23 protein-coding genes are annotated in these 20378 nt (G+C 69.8%); 12 read left to right on the forward strand and 11 right to left on the reverse strand.

Annotated elements, in window-relative coordinates:
• Positions 1 to 11: 11 nt before the first annotated feature.
• Positions 12 to 1595 carry a threonyl-tRNA synthetase editing domain-containing protein gene (locus EYW40_RS09560; RefSeq protein WP_135821379.1) on the reverse strand — a complete coding sequence of 528 codons (1584 nt, stop codon included), beginning with the start codon at positions 1593 to 1595 and terminating at the stop codon, positions 12 to 14.
• Between the two features lie 56 nt (positions 1596 to 1651).
• The gene (locus EYW40_RS09565; RefSeq protein ID WP_135821380.1) at positions 1652 to 1837 is read right to left on the reverse strand and encodes a hypothetical protein; all 186 of its coding nucleotides are present in this window, start codon (positions 1835 to 1837) and stop codon (positions 1652 to 1654) included.
• A 76-nt stretch (positions 1838 to 1913) separates the two neighbouring features.
• Here EYW40_RS09565 and EYW40_RS09570 point away from each other — a divergent pair, with 76 nt between their 5' ends.
• Positions 1914 to 2942 carry a DUF7972 family membrane protein gene (locus EYW40_RS09570; RefSeq protein WP_135821381.1) on the forward strand — a complete coding sequence of 343 codons (1029 nt, stop codon included), beginning with the start codon at positions 1914 to 1916 and terminating at the stop codon, positions 2940 to 2942.
• 9 nt (positions 2943 to 2951) lie between these two features.
• Here EYW40_RS09570 and EYW40_RS09575 read toward each other — a convergent pair whose 3' ends face one another.
• A complete protein-coding gene (locus EYW40_RS09575; RefSeq protein WP_135821382.1) occupies positions 2952 to 3809 on the reverse strand; it encodes a PspA/IM30 family protein in 858 nt (285 codons plus the stop codon).
• A 54-nt stretch (positions 3810 to 3863) separates the two neighbouring features.
• Here EYW40_RS09575 and EYW40_RS09580 point away from each other — a divergent pair, with 54 nt between their 5' ends.
• The 5 genes from EYW40_RS09580 (at position 3864) to EYW40_RS09600 (ending at position 8386) form a co-directional block, all read left to right on the forward strand.
• The gene (locus EYW40_RS09580; protein WP_135821383.1) at positions 3864 to 4460 is read left to right on the forward strand and encodes a CocE/NonD family hydrolase; all 597 of its coding nucleotides are present in this window, start codon (positions 3864 to 3866) and stop codon (positions 4458 to 4460) included.
• 86 nt (positions 4461 to 4546) lie between these two features.
• A complete protein-coding gene (locus EYW40_RS09585; RefSeq protein WP_135821384.1) occupies positions 4547 to 6232 on the forward strand; it encodes a CTP synthase in 1686 nt (561 codons plus the stop codon).
• Positions 6232 to 7149: a glutamine-hydrolyzing GMP synthase gene (gene guaA, locus EYW40_RS09590; protein ID WP_135821385.1), complete on the forward strand. Its 918-nt coding sequence runs from the start codon at positions 6232 to 6234 to the stop codon at positions 7147 to 7149. The genes EYW40_RS09585 and guaA overlap by 1 nt, the downstream gene beginning before the upstream one ends.
• A 120-nt stretch (positions 7150 to 7269) precedes the next feature.
• Positions 7270 to 8013 (forward strand): GIDE domain-containing protein, encoded by a 744-nt coding sequence (locus EYW40_RS09595; RefSeq protein WP_135821386.1) that lies wholly within the window; start codon positions 7270 to 7272, stop codon positions 8011 to 8013.
• 46 nt (positions 8014 to 8059) lie between these two features.
• Positions 8060 to 8386, forward strand: coding sequence for a DUF7126 family protein (locus EYW40_RS09600; RefSeq protein ID WP_135821387.1), 327 nt, complete (start codon positions 8060 to 8062; stop codon positions 8384 to 8386).
• A gap of 3 nt (positions 8387 to 8389) precedes the next feature.
• On the opposite strand, the gene EYW40_RS09605 is transcribed toward EYW40_RS09600, so the two are convergent.
• Both EYW40_RS09605 and EYW40_RS09610 read right to left on the reverse strand, forming a co-directional pair.
• Entirely contained in the window at positions 8390 to 8662 is a 273-nt protein-coding gene (locus tag EYW40_RS09605) for a HalOD1 output domain-containing protein (RefSeq protein WP_135821388.1), read from the reverse strand.
• A 220-nt stretch (positions 8663 to 8882) separates the two neighbouring features.
• Positions 8883 to 9839 (reverse strand): WD40/YVTN/BNR-like repeat-containing protein, encoded by a 957-nt coding sequence (locus tag EYW40_RS09610; protein WP_135821389.1) that lies wholly within the window; start codon positions 9837 to 9839, stop codon positions 8883 to 8885.
• Between the two features lie 339 nt (positions 9840 to 10178).
• On the opposite strand from EYW40_RS09610, the gene EYW40_RS09615 reads away from it, so the two are divergent.
• The gene (locus tag EYW40_RS09615; RefSeq protein WP_135821390.1) at positions 10179 to 10496 is read left to right on the forward strand and encodes a cupin domain-containing protein; all 318 of its coding nucleotides are present in this window, start codon (positions 10179 to 10181) and stop codon (positions 10494 to 10496) included.
• A 34-nt stretch (positions 10497 to 10530) separates the two neighbouring features.
• Here the strand turns inward: EYW40_RS09615 and EYW40_RS20190 are convergent, their stop codons facing one another.
• Positions 10531 to 11175 (reverse strand): MogA/MoaB family molybdenum cofactor biosynthesis protein, encoded by a 645-nt coding sequence (locus EYW40_RS20190; RefSeq protein ID WP_135822052.1) that lies wholly within the window; start codon positions 11173 to 11175, stop codon positions 10531 to 10533.
• 264 nt (positions 11176 to 11439) lie between these two features.
• On the opposite strand from EYW40_RS20190, the gene EYW40_RS09625 reads away from it, so the two are divergent.
• Both EYW40_RS09625 and EYW40_RS09630 read left to right on the forward strand, forming a co-directional pair.
• Positions 11440 to 12480, forward strand: coding sequence for a zinc-binding dehydrogenase (locus EYW40_RS09625; protein ID WP_135821391.1), 1041 nt, complete (start codon positions 11440 to 11442; stop codon positions 12478 to 12480).
• Positions 12470 to 12730 (forward strand): DUF7977 family protein, encoded by a 261-nt coding sequence (locus tag EYW40_RS09630; RefSeq protein WP_135821392.1) that lies wholly within the window; start codon positions 12470 to 12472, stop codon positions 12728 to 12730. The genes EYW40_RS09625 and EYW40_RS09630 overlap by 11 nt, the downstream gene beginning before the upstream one ends.
• Before the next feature lie 12 nt (positions 12731 to 12742).
• Here the strand turns inward: EYW40_RS09630 and EYW40_RS09635 are convergent, their stop codons facing one another.
• From EYW40_RS09635 to EYW40_RS09650, 4 genes are all read right to left on the reverse strand, one after another.
• Positions 12743 to 15124, reverse strand: a complete 2382-nt coding sequence (locus EYW40_RS09635; protein ID WP_135821393.1) for a DUF7282 domain-containing protein — start codon at positions 15122 to 15124, stop codon at positions 12743 to 12745.
• A 344-nt stretch (positions 15125 to 15468) separates the two neighbouring features.
• The gene (locus EYW40_RS09640; protein ID WP_135821394.1) at positions 15469 to 15789 is read right to left on the reverse strand and encodes a DUF7853 family protein; all 321 of its coding nucleotides are present in this window, start codon (positions 15787 to 15789) and stop codon (positions 15469 to 15471) included.
• Between the two features lie 161 nt (positions 15790 to 15950).
• Positions 15951 to 16520 (reverse strand): NUDIX hydrolase, encoded by a 570-nt coding sequence (locus EYW40_RS09645; RefSeq protein ID WP_135821395.1) that lies wholly within the window; start codon positions 16518 to 16520, stop codon positions 15951 to 15953.
• A 39-nt stretch (positions 16521 to 16559) separates the two neighbouring features.
• Positions 16560 to 17483, reverse strand: a complete 924-nt coding sequence (locus EYW40_RS09650; protein WP_237560587.1) for a diacylglycerol/lipid kinase family protein — start codon at positions 17481 to 17483, stop codon at positions 16560 to 16562.
• 101 nt (positions 17484 to 17584) lie between these two features.
• Here EYW40_RS09650 and EYW40_RS09655 point away from each other — a divergent pair, with 101 nt between their 5' ends.
• Positions 17585 to 18295 carry a CehA/McbA family metallohydrolase gene (locus tag EYW40_RS09655; RefSeq protein ID WP_135821397.1) on the forward strand — a complete coding sequence of 237 codons (711 nt, stop codon included), beginning with the start codon at positions 17585 to 17587 and terminating at the stop codon, positions 18293 to 18295.
• On the opposite strand, the gene EYW40_RS09660 is transcribed toward EYW40_RS09655, so the two are convergent.
• Complete coding sequence (locus tag EYW40_RS09660) at positions 18292 to 18705, reverse strand: Lrp/AsnC family transcriptional regulator (protein WP_135821398.1); 414 nt, start codon at positions 18703 to 18705, stop codon at positions 18292 to 18294. The genes EYW40_RS09655 and EYW40_RS09660 overlap by 4 nt on opposite strands.
• A gap of 105 nt (positions 18706 to 18810) precedes the next feature.
• On the opposite strand from EYW40_RS09660, the gene carA reads away from it, so the two are divergent.
• Positions 18811 to 19893, forward strand: coding sequence for a glutamine-hydrolyzing carbamoyl-phosphate synthase small subunit (carA, locus tag EYW40_RS09665; protein ID WP_135821399.1), 1083 nt, complete (start codon positions 18811 to 18813; stop codon positions 19891 to 19893).
• 341 nt (positions 19894 to 20234) lie between these two features.
• A complete protein-coding gene (locus EYW40_RS19610) occupies positions 20235 to 20378 on the forward strand; it encodes a hypothetical protein (protein WP_161973190.1) in 144 nt (47 codons plus the stop codon).

Here is a 20378-nt window from a genome sequence, read left to right on the forward strand (position 1 = left end):
TACGGCGGTCGCTACGGCAGCGGCCGGTCGCCCAGTCGCGCCGGCAGCGGCCGCCGCCGCGAGGGGTGTCCCGCCGTCGCCTCGCCGACGGCCGCTGCCAGCGCCGCGACGGTCATCGCCGTCTCGCGGCCGGTGGCCCGCTCGGTCACGGGGAGCGCGTCGCCGTCGGCTTCCCGGTCGCCGACGACGGCGTAGTACGGGACCGCCTCGCGCTCGGCCAGCGCGAGGCGCTCGCCGACGGTCGCCTCGCGGTCGTCGACGTCCGCCCGCACGCCAGCCTCCGCGAGCGCCGACACGGCCGCTTCACAGCGGTCGACGCGGCCGGGGTCGACGGGGACGAGTCGCACCTGCGTCGGCGCGAGCCACGTCGGGGGGCCGTCGCCGGCGGCCAGCGCGCGGACCGCGGCGTCGAGCGGGCCGACGGGCGAACACCGGACGGCCGGCCGCGACGGCGCGCCGGCGTCGTCCGCCGACGCCGCCCGCGGCGGGTCGTACCTGACGCCGGCGGTCCGTACGGCCCGCCCGTCGACGGTGACGACGAAGTCGAGCGCGACCGACCAGCGGCCGGGGCGGAGCGGGAGCGTCTCCGCGAGCACCGGCGTGCCGAGTGCGGCGGCGACGGCCTCGGGCGGGACCGCGTCCGCCCCCTCTACGTGGCGGACCACCGGGACGGCGTCGACCCCCATCTCGGCGACAGCGTCCCGGGCCAGCGTCGCCGCGCGCTCGAACGCCGTCCGCGCGCCCGCCGCGTCGGCAGCCACGACAGTCATCTCCGGCGTCGCGGCCGGGGACGCCCCTCGACGCTCGCGGACGCGGAGGGGGAGGTCCGAACCGTCGAGGTCGCCCGCCGACGCCGCGGCGCGGCCGGCCGCGCCCCGTCCGTCATTCCCGCTTGTCGCCACGGGCACCGCGCCAGCCTCGGCCAGCAGGTCGTCTGCGTAGTCGGCCAGCGTGTCGGCGACGAACGCGCCCCGCGGGAGCCACGTCCGGTCGGCGTCCGCCTCACCTTCCCCGCCGGCGACGAACCCCAAGTCGCGCAGGCGGTCCTCGCCCGGCGGGGCCGCGGCCGACCCGGGACGGTCTGCGGCCGCGACGGCCCGGGTCGCGTCGGCGGCCGCGTCGATCGGTCGCCGCTCGCCCGCCGGCGTGACGACGGTCCGGTCGCTCGGGGGGCGGGGGGAGCCGTCGCCCGGCCCGGTCCGCAGGCTGCCGACCGCGAGCGGGTGGCCGCGCCAGGCCACCTCGCCGGCGACGCCCCCGACGGGGGCCCGCAGGACCTCGTAGTCCGAGAGCGGGGCGACGAGGGCGTCAAGCAGCGTCGCGGCGGCCCCGTCGTCGGCCGGGTCGTCGACCAGGGCCGGACACGGGCTGACGGCGATCCGGTCGACGCCGAGGCGGTCCACGGCGGACCGGAGTTCGTCGGCCGCGTCGGCCGCGACGGCGTCCGGGGCCGCGGCGTCGCCGGGTTCGACGGCGACGAACGCCGCGACGCAGTCGGCCAGTTCGTCGCCCGCGTCGTCGCGGGCCGCCCCGTCGCCCGCCTCGCGCGTCGACTCGAACGCCGCGCGGTCCGCGTGGGCGTACAGCAGTCGCATAGTCGAGCAACCCGTCCGGCGGGCAAAAGGGTGCCGACGGCGGGCGGACCGCGCCGCTACGCCTCCGCGGGCGGCCTGCGGAAGACGAACACCACCGTCGACGAGTCGACGACGAACGTCCGGTCCAGCGCCCAGCCGTCGGCCGCGCGGTCGTTCAGCAGGCGGTCGAACCGGTCGGCGTCCAGCGAGTTCGGGTAGAGCGACACCACCTCGGTGGCGTACTCGTGGCGAGCGTCCGGCATGGCGGTGTGCCCCACGCCGACCGACTTAGCGGTCCGGGCGGCGTAGCCATTTCAGGCGGGCCGTCGTACGCCGGCCATGGCCGACGAGTCCTCGCCCGCGAACAGGATGAGCGAGCGAGCGGGGGAGAGCGCGATCAGGCTCCGGGCGCTGATGCATCTCAACCGCTGGGTGATCGTCGGGGCGCTCGCGGCGGCGGTGTTCGTCGTCCTCGTCGTGCTGGGGACCCTCGACGCGTCGCCGCTCAGGGCGAGCATGCGACAGACCGACCCGGCCGACACCGCGTTCCAGGCGCTGACCACCTCGATCATCACGGGCGTGACGCTGGTCGTCACGATCAACCAGGTGGTGCTGTCCCAGGAACTCGGCCCGCTGGGCGACCAGCGGAACCGAATGCAGGGCGCGATGGACTTCCGCGGCGACGTGGGGGACGTCATCGGGGCCGCGCCGCCGCCGGAGCCCGCGTCGTTCCTGCAGGCGCTGGTCGAGGCAACGAAAAGCCGGGCGGAGGCGTTCGAACGGCAGGTATCGGCAGGGTCCGGGGAGGCCCACGGCCGGGTCGCGCGGTACGTCGACGACCTCGTCGAGAACGCCGACGCGGTGTCCGACCGTCTGGAGGGCGCGGAGTTCGGCACGTTCGACGTGATAGACGCCGCGCTGGACTACAACTACTCGTGGAAGATCTACGACCTGAACCGGATCCGGCGGACGCATGGCGACGAGTTCGACCGGGCGACCGGCGAGGCCGCCGAGGACCTGCTGGACGTGCTGACGCTGTTCGGCCCGGCGAGGGAGCACGTGAAGACGCTGTACTTCCAGTGGGAACTCGTGAACCTCTCGCGGGCGATCATCTACGCGGCCGTCCCGGCGCTGGCCGTGACGCTCTCGTCGCTGCTGTACCTCGACGCGACGTCGTTCCCCGGCGCGACGCTCGGGGTCGACAACATCGTCCTGGTCGTCTCCGGCGCGACGACCGTCGCCCTGTTTCCGTTCCTGGTCCTCGTGTCGTTCGTGCTCCGGATCGCCACGACCGCAAAGCGGACCCTCGCCATCGGCTCGTTCATCCTGCGGGAAACCGACCGGTCGGAGACGACTGACGTCGATTAGCCGGGGCGGCTACCCCTCCTCGCTTTTGATGTCCTCCAGTTCCGCCTCGACCTCCGACTCGTCGACGTCCACGTCGACCTCGCCGCCGCCCTCGGTCTCGAACTCGACGTCCTCTTCGGTTTCGCTCGCCCCCTCGGCGTCGCTCGCGTCGGCGTCGCCGGCGGCCTCCTCGGCGTCCATCTCGGCTTTCAGCGTGTCGAGTTCGGCGTCGACCTCGCCGGTCGTCCGTACCTCCTCCAGTTCGCGGTCGAGCTGGTCCTTGTCCGAGAGGGCGTCCTCGAACACCCCCTCGTCCTGTAGCTCGTCCATCGCGGCCGAGCGGGCCTCCATCTCCTGGGTCCGGTCCTCCGCGCGCTCGATGGCCCGGCCCACGTCCTCCATCTCGTCGCCCGCGCCGGTCATCGCCTCGGAGACGCGGGCGCTGGCCTCGGCGGCCTCGTAGCGCGCCTTCATCGTCTCCTTCTTGGTGCGGAACTCCTCGATGCGTTGCTGGAGCGTCTCCTTCTTCTCGACGAGGTTGTCCTGGGTCCGCTGGAGGTCGGCGATCTGGTTCTCCAGCTCCTCGATCTGGGTCATCTTCGCCTTCTTCTTCTCCAGGGCCCGGCGCGCGAGGTCGTCGCGGTCCTGCCGGACGGCCTCGCGGGCCTGCTCGTTGTGCTTGTCGACGTTCTCCTCCAGCCGGCGCTTTTGCATCTCCAGGCGCTTCTTCTGGGTCGTCAGGTCGGCGATCCCGCGTTTCACGTCCTGTAGCTCGTCACGTAGCTGCTCGTAGGAGTAGTCGAGCGTCTCCGTCGGGTCCTCGGCGCGGTTGAGCACCGCGTTTACCTTCGACCGGATGACGTAGGAGGCCCGCGAGAGTATTCCCATACCCCCTGTTACGGGACCGCGACCTTAAAATCCCAACCCCGTCAACTGGCCGATATGGACGCCCTCGTGCCCGGCGGCCGGGACGTGCGCGCGACGCTCGACGAGCCGGACGGCGGCGAGGCGACAGCCTGCGTCGTCGCCTGCCCGCCCCACCCCCAGCACCGGGGGCACCGCGGCGACCCCCGCCTGACCGCGGTGAGCGACGAACTCGCCGAGCGGGGCGTCGCTTGCCTCCGGTTCGACTACGGCGACTGGGACGAGGGGTACGGCGAGCGCGAGGACGCGCGCAACGCGGTCCGCTGGGCCGCCGACCGCTACGAGCGCGTCGCGCTGTTCGGCTACAGCTTCGGCGGCGCGATGGCGCTGCTGGCGGCGGCGTCGGTCGACCGCGAGGTGCGCGCCGTCTCGACGCTCGCGCCCGCGTCGCGGCTGGCCGACGACCTCGACGCCGCGGCCGCGATGGCGGCCCTCGACTGCCCCGCGCAGGTCGTCTACGGGACGCGCGACGACACGGCCGACCCGGGGCCGGTCGTCGCGGCCGCCCGCGAGCGCGGCGGCGACGTGGTCGAACTGTCGGCCGACCACTTCTTCGTCGGGAAACACGGCCGGATCGCAACCCTCGTCGCGGACTTTCTCGCGCCGGAGCTGTAGGGCGGTTTCCTCGCGCCGGCTTGCGACCGCGTCCCGGGCGTGGCGCGCTCCGAAATCGTTTTGAATCGGGGTTGCGGACGATCGGTATGCCGACCGATCCTGAATCCGAATACGACCCCACACTGGGGAACAAGTTCATCTTCGTCACGGGGGGCGTGATGTCCGGGCTCGGCAAGGGGATCACCGCCGCGAGCACCGGCCGGTTGCTCAAGAACGCCGGGTTCGACGTGACCGCGGTGAAGATAGACCCGTACCTCAACGTCGACGCCGGGACGATGAACCCGTACCAGCACGGGGAGGTGTACGTCCTCAAGGACGGCGGGGAGGTCGACCTCGACCTGGGGAACTACGAGCGGTTCCTCGACGAGGACATGACGTTCGACCACAACATCACGACCGGCAAGACCTACCAGCACGTCATCGAGAAGGAGCGGGCCGGCGACTACCTGGGTAAGACCGTCCAGATCATCCCGCACATCACCAACGACATCAAGCGCCGGATCCGCGAGGCCGCCGAGGGCACCGACGTCTGTCTCATCGAGGTCGGCGGCACCGTCGGCGACATCGAGGGGATGCCGTACCTGGAGGCGCTCCGCCAGTTCGCCCACGAGGAGGAGGACGACGACATCCTCTTTACCCACGTCACGCTCGTCCCGTACTCGAAAAACGGCGAGCAGAAGACCAAGCCGACCCAGCACAGCGTGAAGGAGCTTCGCTCCATCGGGCTCCAGCCCGACATCCTGGTCGGCCGCGCCGACGACAAACTCGAACCGCACACGAAGGAGAAGATCGCCCTGTTCTGTGACGTGCCGACCGACGCCGTCTTCTCGAACCCGGACGTCGAGGACATCTACCACGTCCCGCTGATGGTCGAGGAGGAGGGCCTCGACGAGTACGTGATGCAGGAACTGGGCCTCGCCGACCGCGCGATCCCGGAGGCCGAGCGGGACAACGAGTGGCGCGAGCTCGTCACCCGGGAGCGCGAGGACGAGGTCGACATCGCGCTGGTCGGGAAGTACGACCTGGAGGACGCGTACATGTCGGTCAACGAGGCGCTGAAACACGCCGGGCTGGCGAAAGGCGTCAACGTGAACGTCCAGTGGGTCGACGCGGACGAGATGGTCGACGTGGCGGACGGCGGGAAACACCGCGAGCGCCTCGAAGCCGCCGACGGGATCGTCGTCCCCGGCGGCTTCGGCTCCCGCGGGACGGAGGGGAAGATCAGCGCCATCCGCTACGCCCGCGAGAACGACGTCCCCTTCCTCGGGCTCTGTCTGGGCTTCCAGATGGCCGTCGTCGAGATGGCCCGGAACGTACTCGGCTACGAGGACGCCCACAGCGCCGAGATGGACGACGGGACGTCGAACCCCGTCATCGACATCCTGCCCGAGCAGTACGAGGTGTCGGACATGGGCGGGACGATGCGACTGGGCGCACACCAGACCGACATCACCCCCGGCACGCTCGCCGAGGAGGTGTACGGCGGCTCCTCCTGTACGGAGCGCCACCGCCACCGCTACGAGGTGAATCCGAACTACTTCGAGGACTTCGCCGAGACCGACCTCGTGTTCTCGGGGCGGGCCGGCAACCGGATGGAGATCCTCGAACTCGACGGCCACCCGTACTTCCTCGGGACGCAGTTCCACCCCGAGTTCCGCTCGCGGCCGGACCGCGCGTCGCCGCCGTTCGTCGGCCTCGTCGAGACGGCGATGGAACTCGCCGGGATCGACGGCGCGGACGACGCGGCCGAGGTGAAGGGGGTGGAGGCCTGATGGTCGACGCCGAGGAGTTCATCGACGAGAAGGTCGCCGAGATCGGCGAGGCGGTCGGCGACGAGAACGCCGTCATCGCGCTGTCGGGCGGGGTCGACTCCTCGACGGCCGCCGCGCTGGCCTACGAGGCGCTTGGCGACCGGCTCACCCCCGTCTACGTCGACACCGGCCTGATGCGGAAAGGCGAGACCGACGGGATCCGCGAGACGTTCGACTACATGGACTCCCTGCGGGTCGTCGACGCCCGGGACCGCTTTCTCGACGAGTTGGCGGGCGTCACGGACCCCGAGGAGAAGCGCCACGTCATCGGCGAGCAGTTCATCCGGGAGTTCGAGACGGTCGCCCGCGAGGTCGACGCCGACTACCTCGTCCAGGGGACGATCTACCCCGACCGCATCGAGAGCGAGGGGACGATCAAGTCCCACCACAACGTCGGCGGCCTCCCCGAAGTCGTCGACTTCGAGGGGATCGTCGAGCCGATGCGGGACCTGTACAAGGACGAGGTCCGCGAGGTCGCCCGCGCGCTGGACCTGGAGGAGGTCGTCTCCGAGCGCATGCCGTTCCCCGGCCCGGGCCTCGCCGTGCGGATCATCGGCGAGGTGACCGAGGAGAAACTGACGGTCGCCCGCGAGGCCAACCACGTCGTCGAGGAGGAACTGGAGGAGTACGAACCCTGGCAGGCGCTTGCGGCCGTCATCGGCAAGGCGACGGGCGTCAAGGGCGACAACCGCGTCCACGGCTGGGTCGTCTCGGTGCGCTCGGTCGAGTCCCGCGACGGGATGACCGCCCGCGCACAGGAGATTGACTGGGAGACGCTCCAGCGCATCCAGTCGCGGATCACCGGCTCCCACGAGAACGTCGCGCGCGTCGTCTACGACGTGACCCACAAGCCGCCCGCGACCATCGAGTACGAGTAGCGCCGTCCCAGCGCCGCTCGAACGGCGACAAGCTATTTCCGGCGGGGTTTCCATGATAGTCGCACACATGACCGTGGACCGATACGTAAACGCGGCTGATACGACGGGGGCGGGCTGACCGTGGCGCTCGTCGGACGACTCGCCATCTCGCTCGTTCCGGCCATGTTCCTCGCCATCGGCGTCGCGATGGTGTACAAGACACACGCCGGACGGAGCAGCGCGGCGACGGTGGCCGGAGCCGAACCGGCCGCCGTCGAGGAGCTTCGGCCGGGGGACGGCTACAGGCAGGTCCAAGGGACCGCCCGGGCGCTCGGCGACGACACGCTGCCGGCCGCGATGCTCGACGCGAGCGGCGTGGCCGTCCTCACGAGCGTGGAGGAGCGCTCGGCCCGTCAGGTGGGCGAGAAGGCGGGGACGGACTGGGACGTGGTGTACGGCGACTTCGACGTCGTCCCGTTCGCGGTCGACGACGGCACCGGTAGCGTCGAGGTGGCGTTCCCCGACGGCGGCGAGGGCGTGAAGATCGACCGGGAACTGTTCGAGTCCGAACCGGGGGAGCGCCCGCCCGAGTCGGTCCGGCGGTGGCTGGCGGAGACGGACGCGGTCGACGCCGCCCCGGACGAACACCGCGCCTACCGGCAGGGCGTCATCGAAGTGGGCGAGCGCGTCACCGCGATGGGTACCCCCGTGAAGACGGAAAACGGCGTCGCGCTCGGCCCCGGCGACGAAGGCGAGTTCGTCGTCGCGGACGCGTCCCCGGAGGAGATAGCCGAGTCGGAGTCCTACGGCGTCGCCGGCTACGTCGTCGGCGCGGTGCTGGCGCTCGTGGGGCTGGTGCCGCTGGCGTACCTCTGGGTGGCCTGACGCCGAACGGGGAAGACACAAATCCCCCGGGCACGTCCGGTCGTCCATGAACGCTGTCTTCGCCGGCTCCGACGCGGACGACATCGTCCCCGCACTCGAAGCAGAGGGCGTCGCCGTGACCCGGATCGACGGCGTCGCGACCCGCCCCGCGCTGGAGGAGGCCGGGATCGTCGACGCCGACCTGTTCGTCCTCACGGACGTCGGACAGGCGACCGCCGTCCCCATCGCCAGGGACCTCACCGACGACCTCCGGGTCGTCGTCTACTCGCGCGACTCCCTGCCCGAGTTCGCAAGCGGGCAGGTCGACTTCGCGGTGGACCCCGACCTGCTCGGGCCCGACGCCATCGCAGAGGAACTGGCCGGGGCGGCCTGACCGCTACGTCGTCTTGACGAACTCCGCGTGGCCGTCCTGTTCGACGGTGATGCGGTACCCCTCGTAGCTGAACTCGACTTTCAACTGCGCTTCGGGGGCGGGCGGCTCCGAGAAGATGTGGTCGATCATGTGGTCGATACAGCTGTAGATGGTCGTCAGATCCCCGTGGTCCTTGTCCTCCATGTCCGCGATTATCTCGGCTATCTCCACCGCTGGGTTCTCGCGGTCCGTTTCTAGCTCCTCCCGGACGATCGCACTCTCCTGGTGGTCTACCATCTACCGGGTTCGGAACGGGACGGAAAATAGTTGTTCGGACCTCCCCGTCGTGCGACCGGTCAGCCCGCCGAGGGACGCGGCTACGCGGTTCGGAACGGACGCGTCGAAAACGGGATGAAAACATGGTCGGCTCCCGGCGTGGGGTGCCTCCGAGTCCGGCGGACGATGCCGGGAGCCGGGGACGACGGAGTCGGGACCTGCAGTCGTCGGGACCGCTACGTCACCGTTCGAGGACGGTGCCGCCCGCACCGACGGCGATGTCGGTCCGGCTCTCGAGGACGGCGTTCAGGTTCGACCCGGTCGGCGCGTCGACGGCCGCCCACTTCTCGCCGTCGTACTCGTACACCTTGCCGCCGCCGCCGACGGTGAGGCCGCTCGCGTCGTCGGCCGCGACCTCGACGTCCTTCAGGCCGGCGTCGCCCGTGTCGGTCGGGGTCCACTGCGCGCCGTCGTAGTGGAACACCATGCCGCCGCCGCCGGAGACCCACACGTCGTCGGTCCCGTCGCTGTCGACGCCGTAGAAGTTGACGTTGGCGTCCTGCAGGCCGATCGGCTCCCACGTCACGCCGTCGGTCGTCTCGAACACGCGCCCGTTCGTGTCGACGGCGTGCCCGGAGCGCACGTCGTGGAAGTCGATCGCCTGGATCGCCGAGCCGCTGCCGGGCGTGACGTACTCCCAGGTCTGGCTCTTGCCGTTCTCGAAGCTGTAGTAGATCTTCCCGGAGTCGCCGGCGACGTACACGTTCGCCGCGCCACCCTCGCCGGTGACCGCGACGTCGTTGTAGTTGTTCGTGTTGTCGTTGGGCGCGGAGTGGTCCTGCAGGTTGCCGGTGTTGACGTTGTACTCGCCGATCGCGCCGCTCGCGCCCACGAACCACAGCGCGGAGCCGTAGTCCGTCGTGTCGGAGCCAAAGAGGCTGTTACCGTTGCCTGTGGGGCCGCCGTCGAGGACCTTCTCCCAGCCCTCGGGGGCGCGGCGGAGGACGATCCCCCCCTCGCCGACGGCGTAGTAGCCGTTCGTAGTCACTTCGACGCCGTGCAGCGCGGATCCGGTCGGCGTCTCGACGACGGTCCAGCCGTCCGCGCTCGCCTGCACGCTTGCGGGCACGGCCGCAACCGCGGCTGTTCCACCGATCGCCTTCAACATCGTTCGTCGGGTCGGGTTGGAGTCGAACATGACGCACTCGGAGCATGGGACGGGGATATATTAAAGCCAAGACGTAGTTAGCCGGAATTAACCCGTTTTACCCGAGTTCAAAAGACATAACCTCCGTTATGTTAGGTAGTCTCCCCGAGTTGAAAGCCGCGAGAGAAATTTTATACCCGGTGAAATCGGGGTTATCGTCCGATTCAATTCTAATAAGATAATTTATGTGAGTGTCGGCGAACGACGGGCGACGTCGTCGCGGTTGGGAGAGACCGATCCCGGACCCCCGGATCGAACGCCGCACGCCGGGCCAGCGCTCCCCGCCCGCGGGCCGACACCACTATTCCTGACGACGCCGTACCCCGTGCCATGTCGCTCGACCGCTATCCGGACCTCGACCCTTCCCCCGGCGAAGTCGTCGACGGGGAGGTCGTCGTCGCCGACGACGTGCTCGTGAAGGCGTTCGCCCTGGGCCCCGGGGCGAAACTGGACCCGCACGAACACGCCGACTCGACCAACGTCTTCCACGTCGTCGAGGGGACCGTGACCGTACTGCAGGACGGCGACGAGGAGGAGGTCGCCGCGCCGGGGGTCGTCCTCCACGAACGTGGGGTCGCCCACGGCGCGCGCAACGACGGCGACGACGTCGCGGTGCTGACCGCCAGCCTCTGTCCGATGCCGGGGTGACCGACGCGCAGCGGACGGGTGCGGACAGCGCCGGCTACTCGTCACGCTTCGCCAGGCCGGCGATGTGGCCCGCCTGCTCCGAGATGATCGCCTCCGCGCCGAGCAGCGCGGCGTTCTCGCTCCCGGGGAGACAGAACACCGGGACGCCGTCGACGATGCCGGCGGTCGCCCGCGTGGCGACCACCTTCGTCCCGATCTCGTCGTAGGAGAGCAGGCGGAACAGTTCGCCGAAGCCCGGCAGTTCCTTGTCGAACAGGCGCTTCGCGGCCTCTATCGTCACGTCGTCCGGCGTGACGCCGGTGCCGCCGGTCGTCACCACCACGTCCACGTCCTCGCGGCCGACGAGGTTGTCGAGCGTCCCCTCGATGCGGTCGTAGTCGTCGGGGATCAGTTCGCGGGTGACCACCTCGTCGTCCGCGGCCTCCATCGTCGCGGTGATCGTGTCGCCCGCGGGGTCGTCCGACAGCGTCCGCGACGAGGAGACCGTGACCACCGCCACCCCGAGCGAGTCGACGTCGTGGTGGTGGTGGTCGTCGTGGGCGTGGTCCTCGCCAGCCACGTGTGTGTGGTCGTCGTGGGCGTCGCCCCCGGAGCCGTGTGAACCGCCGTGGTCGTGGCCGTTGTCGGCCGGACCGTCGCGCTCCGCCGCCGCGCCGTCGTCGGCGTCGGCCTCCGTCACGGCGGGGTCGTCCGCCGAGGCGTCCGACGCCGCCCGCTCGTCCGGGGCCGCCTCCTCGCCGGAGTCTTCCGGCTCGGCCGCCGAATCGGGGTCCTCGCTCTCCCCCTCGCCGTCCCCCTCGTCCTCCTCGTCTAGCCCCCGCCGCGTGTCGCGTGACTGGAAGTCGACCATATCCGTCCGTTCCGGCGGCGGCCACAAAAGTCTCCCCCGGAACTATCGTGGTCTTTCGTCGTCTTTTTGCCCGCGCTCGCCGACGTTCCGGGCATGCAGGCCGTCAAGTTCACGGACCACGGCGACACCGACGTCATCGAGTACGGCGAGTTCCCGGACCCCGACCCGGCGGCCGACGAGGTGCTGGTCGACGTGAAGGCCGGCGCGCTCAACCACCTCGACGTGTGGACGCGCCGCGGGCTGCCCCACATCGACCTGGAGATGCCCCACGTGCCGGGCAGCGACGGTGCGGGCGTCGTGGAGGCGGTGGGCGACCGCGTCTCGCGGTTCGAGCCCGGCGACCGCGTCGCGCTCGCGGCCGGGTCGTACTGCGGGGAGTGCGAGTACTGCCGCGACGGCGACCCGTCGATGTGCGTCCGCTTCGGCGTCATCGGCGAGCACACCCGCGGCGTCCACAGCGAGTACGCGGCGGTCCCCGCGAAGAACCTCGTCCCCGTCCCCGAGGGCGTCGACTGGGAGACGGCGGCGGCCGCGCCGCTGGTGTTCCAGACCGCCTGGCGGATGCTGATGGACCGCGGCGACGTGACCGCCGGCGAGGACGTGCTCGTGCTGGGCGCGAGCGGCGGCGTCGGTCACGCGGCGGTCCAGATCGCCGACCACGCCGGCGCGACCGTGTACGCGACGGGTAGCAGCGACGAGAAGCTCGAACACGCCCGCGACTGCGGCGCGGACCACGTCATCGACTACGAGGCCGAGAACTTCGCCGAGCGCGTCCGGGAACTGACCGGCAAACGCGGCGTCGACGTCGTCGTCGACCACGTCGGCGCGGCGACGTGGACCGACTCGCTCGCGAGCCTCGCGAAGGGCGGCCGCCTGCTCACCTGCGGGGCGACGACCGGCCCGAGCCCCGAGACCGATATCAATCGCATCTTCTGGAACCAGCTCCAGGTGATCGGGTCGACGATGGCGACGCCCGGACAGGTCGACGACGTGCTGGAACTCGTCTGGGACGGCACGTTCGAGCCGCGGACGCGGGCGGTCCTGCCGATGAGCGAAACGGCTCGCGCCCACGAGATGCTGGAGAACCGTGAGGGCTTTGGGAAGGTAGTCGTAATTCCCGACAGTGAGCTCTGACGAGGGCGGCTACGTCCACGACCCGGACGGCACCGCGACGAGCGAGGACGCCGTGGACCGCGAGTTCGACTGGCGAGGCTGGACGCTGGTCGGGGTCATCGTCCTCTGCTTTCTGGTGGTGCCCGCGCTCGTCCTCTGGCGGCCGCCCGCGCTCCCGTTCCGGGTCGCGTTCCTGATACTCCCCCTCATCCCGGCGTTCCTGCTCGGGGCGACGGCCGTCTGGGCCGCGGTCCGCGGCAGCGAAAAATGAGACCGGCGTGAGCTACGCGAACAGGCCAGCCGCGACCCGGTCGAACGCGACGTCGATCAGGGTCACCGCCGGACCGTCCGTTCCGTTCCCGTCGTCCGTCCCGTTCCCGTCGTCGGTGACGTTGTCGTCCGTCACGCCGCCGTCGTCGGTCACGTTGTCGCCGTCGACGACGTCCCCGTCGTCAGTGACGTTCTCGCCGTCGGTTACGTTATCATCGTCAGTGAGGTTGTCGTCACCGGTGACGGGTTCGTCGTCGGTGACGTTCTCGTCAGTGGCGTTGTCATCGGTCGCGTTCCCGTCGACGACGCCATCGTCGTCCGGCGCGGCGTCGTCGTCACCGGGCTCGTCCGCAGCTTCGATGGTCACGAAGGCGTCGTCGACGACCGGGCTCCCCGTGTCGTTCACGTACGGGCCGTCTTCCGACGCGTTCGTGGCGACGAAGTCGTACGTCTCGTTGCCGTTCGTGTCCAGATGCGGCATCGCGATCAGCGTCCCGTTCTCGTCGAGTTCGTCTTCCGTGAAGTTAGCGCCCGGGACCTCGAACAGGTCGATTTCGAGGTCGGTCTCCTCCTCGCCGGGTTCGACGTACTCCGAGACGCCGACCACGCTGCCGATCACGTTGCCGTCGAGCAACGAGGCGTCGTGGATGGCGACGAAGCCGCCGTCGCTGGTGTTCACCGATTCGACGGTCACCGTCGCGCCGTCGGTGCTCTGGTTCTCGAAGTTCACCGTCGCGTTCGGCTCCGCCTCGGTCTCGTTCCCGTCGACCATCCCTTCGGATTCGACGGTCACGGAGGCGTCGTCGACGACCGGACTACCCGTGTCGTTCACGTACGGGCCGTCCGCGGTCCCGTTCGTAGCGACGAAGTCGTACGTCTCGTTGTCGTTCGTGTCCAAGTGCGGCATCGCGATCAGCGTCCCGTTTTCCGACAGTTCGTCCTGTCCGAAGTCGGCTCCCGGCACGTCGAACAGTTCGACCGTCAGGTTCTCCTCCTCGCCGGGTTCGACGTACTCCGAGACGCCGATCACGCTGCCGATCACGTTGCCGTCAAGCAACGAGGCGTCGTGAATCGCGACGAAGCCACCCTCGCTGGTGTTGACCGAGTCGACGGTCACCGACGTGCCGTTGCTCGTCTGGTTCTCGAAGCTCACCGTCGCGTTCGGCTCCGCCTCGGTCTCATTCCCGTCGTCCGCCTCGGTCTCGTTCCCGTCGTCCGCCTCAGCTTCGACGGTCACGGAGGCATCGTCGACAACCGGACTGCCCGTTTCGTTCACGTACGGGCCGTCTTCCGACGCGTTCGTGGCGACGAAGTCGTACGTCTCGTTGCCGTTCGTGTCCAGATGCGGCATCGCGATCAACGTCTGGTTCCCGCTCAGTTCGTCCTGACCGAAGTCAGCGCCCGGGACGTCGAACAGGTCGACCGTCAGGTTCTCCTGCTCGCCGGGTTCGACGTACTCCGAGACGCCGACCACGCTACCGACTACGTTGCCGTCGAGCAACGAGGCGTCGTGAATCGCGACGAAGCCGCCCTCGCTGGTGTTGACCGATTCGACGGTCACCGACGTGCCGTTGCTCGTCTGGTTCTCGAAGGTGACGTTGGCCGTGGGGGCGGCGTCGCCCTCGTCGTCGGAGACGTTCTCGTCGTCGGTCCCGTTGTCCTCGGGCCCGTCGTCCATCCCGCCGGTCCGGTTGGTCAGGTTGTCCGCGTCGGTCACGACGACGACGTTCTCGACGGTGAGGTTCTCGACGTTCTCCACCGTCAGGTTCTGGACCATCATGAACACGACGGTGGCGTTCCCCGTCTCGCCGACGGACAGGTCGCCGGCCGTGACGTTGTCGTCGGTCGCGTTCCCCATCACGTCGTCACCGTCGCCGAACGTCGTGTCGTTGTCCGTCGCCGTGTCGTTGTCCGTCGCCGCGTCCTGTCCGGTCCCGGCGGCGTTCTCGTTCGGCCCCCCGTCACCCTGCGCGGTCAGCGTCGCGTTGTCGGTGACGAACTCGCCGTCGTCGGTCCGGTACCGACGGTCCTCGGCGGAGTCGAACTCCTGGTTGTCGTTGGAGTCCTCGTGGACGACCGCGACGACGTCGGTGGAGCCGTCGACGGGCTCCCGGAGCCGTACGTCGACGCTCCGGGGTTCGTCGGACTCGGCGTACTCGGAGACGCCGATCACCGGCCCGTCGAGCGATCCCTCGTGGAGGACCACGTACCCGCCCTCGGGGGCGGTGAGCTGGGCGGTGGCGGAGTTACCCGTAGTCGTCTGGTCGTCGATCGATACGTCCGTCGTCGCTTCCTGTGTCGTCACGTCCGACGCTGCCACGGCGGCTACCCCGCCGGACAGCACCATCAGAACCGCGACGAACACCGTGCTGAATGCACCTGTTGTTACTCTCATCGACGCCGTTTCGCACCACGACGCCGGGGATAAACGCCCCAGAACGTTCAGAGCGCCGCTCGCGGCGGAAACGCGGCGGTAACCCTGACAACGGCTTGACCGGATCGGTACCTGCCGGCCGCGGCGGAGGGAGACGGGGCGTTCGAGCGTGCCGGATCGACGCTCGTGGGCGTCCAGCGGCGGAAATTCGCCGTTACGGGGCTACGGTCGGGTTTCTGTTCTCAGGCGCGATACCCGTCGGCGCGCCCGCCTGTCGCCGTGGCTGCCTGTCTCCCGGCGGACCCGTCAGCGAACCGGCGGTGTCGGCGTAAGTGCGGGTGAACGCCGCTCCGGGGGTCACACGGTCACGGCGCCGCCAGCGGCGGGGACTCGTAGGCCGCCGACAGCCGGCCGGCGACGTCCTCGGCCGCGTCGACGTCGCGGGCGGGCGCGTCGTCCGCGTACGTCCGGAGCGACCGCTTGACCCGCCACGCCTCGAAGCACGTCAGCGACAGGGTGCCCTGGGACTCGACCTGTTCGAGGACGGCGATCGCCCACCACGGCTCCGTCTCGCCGTCGTCGGCCGCCGCTTCGAGTTCCCGCAGCATCGCGTGGTGGAGGACCCACTGTTCCGACCGGGTGAGGTCGAGCGTTCCGGCACAGGCGTCCGCCGTCGTCTCGGTCATTGGCTCGGATACGGCTACGTGCTCGCTACGTATCAATCCTTGCCATAGAACTGAATGTTTCGGGTAGTTTCGGGTGTTTTTTGGAGAATTCGACGCAGTTTACCGGCTTTCAACCGACCACACGACCGAGAGGAGCGTTCAAACCCGAACGTTCTTCCAGACTATTCCACGTCGCGGCGCATGGCGATCTCGAACCAGGGACAGAGGCGGAGCTGGCGGTACCACTGCGGGTTCCGGTGGAGGCGCTCGTAGGGGACCCACATCAGGCCGGCGACCTCCTCGGCGTCCGGGTCGAGCGTCGTGTCGGTCAGCGTCAACTGGAGGACGGCACACACCTCGTGCTCGACGCCGGCGTTCTCGTAGTAGCGCTTGTACTCGAACTTGTCCGTCAGGTGCAGGTCGTCGTACTGGTCGGGGGTGACGCCGAGTTCCTCCTCCAGGCGCTGGCGGGTCGCCTCCTTCTGGGTCTGTCCCTCGACGGGGTGGGAGGCGACGGTGCCGTCCCAGTGGGTGTCCCAGAGTCGCTTGTCCGGGCTGCGCTGGGCGAGCAGGATGTTACCGTCCTCGTCGAAGACGAGCGCGGTGAAGGCACGGTGGCGGATCCCGTCGCCGGTGTGTGCCTCCAGCCGGTTGACGAGTCCCTCGGCGTTGTCGTCGGCGTCGACGGCGATCACGTCCTGCCCCGCGTTCTCGTGCGTCAGGCCCTCGGCGGACCCGTCGTCGGCACTCATAGCACAGGGATCGGCCGGGGCTCCCATACCCTCTTCGGATCAGTCCGGGTCGGGTTCGTAGGCCTCGCCCACGGGGAGTCGGAGCGCCCGGCGCGCCGTGTCGACCCGGAGGTCGGTCGCCGCGATCATCTCGCCGTCGAGGCTGTAGTTGATCTCGTCGCCGCGGGTGGTGACGGAAAGCGATGGGGTGCGAAGCTTGACCGTCCCCGTCGAATCGGCCCCGAAGAGGCGATGGACGAGGGCGTCCCGGGCGAGGTCGCCGGTCGGCGCCTCCTCGACGATCGTCACCTCCAGCAGGCCGTCCTCGACGTTGGCCTGCGTCCGGGCGTCGCCCTCCGGGGCGCGGCGGCAGTTGCCGATCAACACGATCAGCGCGTCGCCCCGCCACGTCTCGGCGATTTCGTCGCTCGTCTCGACGTGCAGCGGCATGCCCTCGAACGCCGCGGCGGTCCGCAGCGTGTTGACGACGTAGGCGACGATCCCGAGGCGCTCTTTCAGCTCGGAACTGGTGTTGGCGCTCGCGTCCGCCGTCAGCCCGCCGACACAGGAGTTGAGAAACGCCTGGCCGTTCGCGTAGCCGAGGTCTATCGTCCGCCGCTCGCCGGACTCGATCACCTCGAAGGCGTGGCGGATCCCGCGGATCCCGACGTTGCCCGCGAAGTTGTTGCCCGTCCCGGACGGGACGACGCCAAACGTCACGTCGTCGAGCGCTTCGGCCCGGTCGATCCCCCGAACGACCTCGTTCAGCGTCCCGTCGCCGCCCGCCGCGGCGACCAGGTCCGCGCCCGACACGGCCGCCTCCCGGGCGAACTCGACGGCGTCGCCGGCCGCGGCCGTCTCGCGCACCTCGAACCCGTGGTCGTTCGCCCGGCCGTGGACCTCCGGCGCGTGGTCCCCGCTGCCGCTCTCCGGGTTCAGGACGAGGACGCGACGCTCGTCGTCCCCGGTCGTCGTGTTGCTCACTGGTATCCCCCGGTCGAACGACGCGGGCGAGGGGCAAAACTGGCCGGGTGGACGCCGCCCCGGAGGGCGACGCATAAGGCCGTCGCCGTGGTACGCCGAGCGTGTTCGCCATCGACCTCCACGCCCACACCCGCTTTTTCCACGGCCGGCCGCGCCTCGGCGAGGCGTACGACCCGGCGGGGTTCCGGCTGCTCGTCTGGGCGGCGAGGCGGCGCGGCCTGCACGGCCTCGCCACGACGAACCACGACTACTACCGCACGTTCGAGACGCCCGACGACTTCGTGGTGGTGCCCGGCATTGAGGTGACGACGACGCGGGGCCACGTGCTCGTCGTCGGCCCCGACCCGCCCCGGAACACCGCTCCGGGGACGCTGACGCCGGAGGAGACGGTCGCGCTGGCCCACGAGCGCGACTGCGCCGCGGTCATCGCACACCCCTACCGCAACAGCACGGTCCGGGACGTCGACGCGCCGTTCGACGCCATCGAGATAAACGGCAAGCACCCCCGCACCCGGCCGTGGGTCGAACACCTCGCGCGGGGCCACGACCTGCCGATGACCGGCGGGAGCGACGCCCACTACCCCTTCGAGGTCGGGCGGGCGTTCACCACCGTCGACGCCGACGAACTCACCCCGGAGAGCGTGGTCGCGGCGATCCGCGACGGCCGCGTCGAGGCGCACGTGAGCAGCGGCTTCCCAAACGGGCTGCTCCGGCCTGCCTACCGGCGGATCCACGAGTGGAAGGGGTATCTGGACCGGCCGGACTGGGCGACCCCCGGCGTCGGCACGCCGCCCGGCGAGGGCGAGCGCTAACCCAGTTTCTCGTCGAGGATCAGCCGCGTCTTCGTGCTCTGGACGTCCTCCAGTTCGCGGGCCTGCGTGATCAGTTCGTTCACGCCCTGCGTGTCCGAGGCGTCGACGACGAGCACCACGTCCTCCTCGCCGCTGACCTGCCAGACGAAGTCGACCTCCTCCCACTCGGCCATCCGGTCGGAGACGGCGGTGGTGTCGACGTCGACCGCGACGCTCACCTCTATCATCGCCTTCACGTTGCCCGTCCGGGTCGTGACGGTGAACCGCTCGATTATCCCCTCCTCGGTCATTCGTTCGACGCGGTTCCGCACGGTCCCCTCCGAGGTTCCGACCCGGTCGGCGATCTCGGTGTACGCCGTTCGCGCGTCCCGTCGGAGGATGTTCAGGATCTGCTGGTCGAGGTCGTCCATCGAGATGCGACGCTACCAGCGGGGGGAACTTGACGATTTCGAAATTCGTAACTTCGCTTCGAAAGCAAGGTTTATAGACCGCCGAGCTATACGTAGTTCGTAACGATGGACGCCTACGTAGCGCTCGAGGGCGGGCACGTGGTCGCGGCGCGTGGCCGTGCTCCCGGAACGAGCCGCGGCGAACTGGTCTTTACGACAGCGTACACCGGGTACGAGGAGAGCCTGACCGACCCCTCCTACGAGGAGCAGGTGCTCACCTTCTCCTACCCCCTGATCGGGAACTACGGCGTGCGGGAGGACCGCTTCGAGTCCGACCGCGTCCACCCCCGAGCCGTCGTCGCCCGCGAACTCACCGACGACGTCGCCGAGTGGCTCGCCGATGAGGGCGTCCCCGCGGTCGACCACATCGACACGCGCGACCTCGTGACCGACATCCGCGAGGGCGGCGCGATGAAGTGCGGCATCGCCGTCGGCGACGACGTGACCGAGGAGGACGCGCTGGCCGAACTGGAGGCCTGCAAGGCCATGAGCGAACACGAGGACATCGGCGCGCAGGTCAGCGTCGCCGAGCCCACCGTCCACGAGGGCGACCCCGACGGCACGTACGCCGACGCCGACGTCGCCTTGGTCGACTGCGGCGCGAAGGGCTCCATCGTCGACTCGCTAGTCGCCCGCGGCGCGGACGTCCACGTCCTACCGTACGACGCGACCGAGTCCGACGTCGCAGCCGTCGACCCGGATCTCCTCTTCATCTCGAACGGCCCCGGCGACCCGGCGAACTTCGAGGCCGCCGAGGAACTCGTCGACACCCTCGTCGGCGAGGTGCCCATCGCCGGCATCTGCCTCGGCCAGCAGGTCGTCGCCCGCGCGCTCGGCGGCACGACGGAGAAGATGGACTTCGGCCACCGCGGCGTCAACCAGCCCGTCCGCGACCTGAAGACGAACCGCGTGGTGATGACCACGCAGAACCACGGGTACACGGTCGGCGACCCCGGCGACGTCCTCGACGTGACGCAGATCAACGTCAACGACGACACGCCGGAGGGCCTCGACAGCGACGAACTCGGCGTCATCACCCGCCAGTACCACCCCGAGGCCAACCCCGGACCGAACGACTCGCTGGACTTCTTCGACGACGTGCTGGGGCTGACGGAGAGCCGGACGACGGCGGCTCCAGCCGACGACTGATCGGTCGAGCGTTCCATCGCGAGACTGCGGTCGTCGGCTGAGATTGGTCGACGACTGATCGGTCGTCCACGCGAGCGACGCGAGCGTGGGCTCGTCGGACTCTCGGTCCGACGGTGAGCGTTTCATCGGGAGACTGCGGTCGTCGGCTGGGATCGGCCGACGACGCCGCCCTTCTGACACACTCCCAGCAACGCGTCCGGCCAGCAGTCGCCAGCGCGGGGGCGGGATCCGGTGCCCGACGACGACTGTTTCGGCCGTAAAGCGGCTGGAACGGTCCGAAACTGTCCGAACGACGCGCAACGATAAGCTCGGACTAAGCCGCCGGGCTACCTGGCGATCCCATGGCGAAACAGTGCGGGAACTGCGGCATCGTCGTCGACAACAGACAGTTGGCCGGGAGCGTCCACGAGATGCCGCCGCTCCAGTGTCCGGAGTGCGACGAGTTCGTGATCTGGGGTCCGGTCGAGGAGTCCGAGGCGTACTGA

The sequence above is a fragment of the Halostella litorea genome (genome assembly GCF_004785955.1).
GTDB classification, from domain to species: Archaea; Halobacteriota; Halobacteria; order Halobacteriales; family Natronoarchaeaceae; genus Halostella; species Halostella litorea.

Bases quoted from the DNA above. Each gene is read 5' to 3' on its own strand.
- EYW40_RS09565 (WP_135821380.1), bottom strand. From the start codon at position 1,837: ATGCCGGACGCTCGCCACGAGTACGCCACCGAGGTGGTGTCGCTCTAC.
- EYW40_RS09605 (WP_135821388.1), bottom strand. From the start codon at position 8,662: ATGGTAGACCACCAGGAGAGTGCGATCGTCCGGGAGGAGCTAGAAACG.
- EYW40_RS09660 (WP_135821398.1), bottom strand. From the start codon at position 18,705: ATGGACGACCTCGACCAGCAGATCCTGAACATCCTCCGACGGGACGCG.
- EYW40_RS09585 (WP_135821384.1), top strand. From the start codon at position 4,547: ATGCCGACCGATCCTGAATCCGAATACGACCCCACACTGGGGAACAAG.
- EYW40_RS09570 (WP_135821381.1), top strand. From the start codon at position 1,914: ATGGCCGACGAGTCCTCGCCCGCGAACAGGATGAGCGAGCGAGCGGGG.
- carA (WP_135821399.1), top strand. From the start codon at position 18,811: ATGGACGCCTACGTAGCGCTCGAGGGCGGGCACGTGGTCGCGGCGCGT.
- EYW40_RS09600 (WP_135821387.1), top strand. From the start codon at position 8,060: ATGAACGCTGTCTTCGCCGGCTCCGACGCGGACGACATCGTCCCCGCA.
- EYW40_RS09610 (WP_135821389.1), bottom strand. From the start codon at position 9,839: ATGTTCGACTCCAACCCGACCCGACGAACGATGTTGAAGGCGATCGGT.
- EYW40_RS09580 (WP_135821383.1), top strand. From the start codon at position 3,864: ATGGACGCCCTCGTGCCCGGCGGCCGGGACGTGCGCGCGACGCTCGAC.
- EYW40_RS09615 (WP_135821390.1), top strand. From the start codon at position 10,179: ATGTCGCTCGACCGCTATCCGGACCTCGACCCTTCCCCCGGCGAAGTC.
- EYW40_RS09575 (WP_135821382.1), bottom strand. From the start codon at position 3,809: ATGGGAATACTCTCGCGGGCCTCCTACGTCATCCGGTCGAAGGTAAAC.
- EYW40_RS09645 (WP_135821395.1), bottom strand. From the start codon at position 16,520: ATGAGTGCCGACGACGGGTCCGCCGAGGGCCTGACGCACGAGAACGCG.
- guaA (WP_135821385.1), top strand. From the start codon at position 6,232: ATGGTCGACGCCGAGGAGTTCATCGACGAGAAGGTCGCCGAGATCGGC.
- EYW40_RS09625 (WP_135821391.1), top strand. From the start codon at position 11,440: ATGCAGGCCGTCAAGTTCACGGACCACGGCGACACCGACGTCATCGAG.
- EYW40_RS09640 (WP_135821394.1), bottom strand. From the start codon at position 15,789: ATGACCGAGACGACGGCGGACGCCTGTGCCGGAACGCTCGACCTCACC.
- EYW40_RS19610 (WP_161973190.1), top strand. From the start codon at position 20,235: ATGGCGAAACAGTGCGGGAACTGCGGCATCGTCGTCGACAACAGACAG.
- EYW40_RS09560 (WP_135821379.1), bottom strand. From the start codon at position 1,595: ATGCGACTGCTGTACGCCCACGCGGACCGCGCGGCGTTCGAGTCGACG.
- EYW40_RS09635 (WP_135821393.1), bottom strand. From the start codon at position 15,124: ATGAGAGTAACAACAGGTGCATTCAGCACGGTGTTCGTCGCGGTTCTG.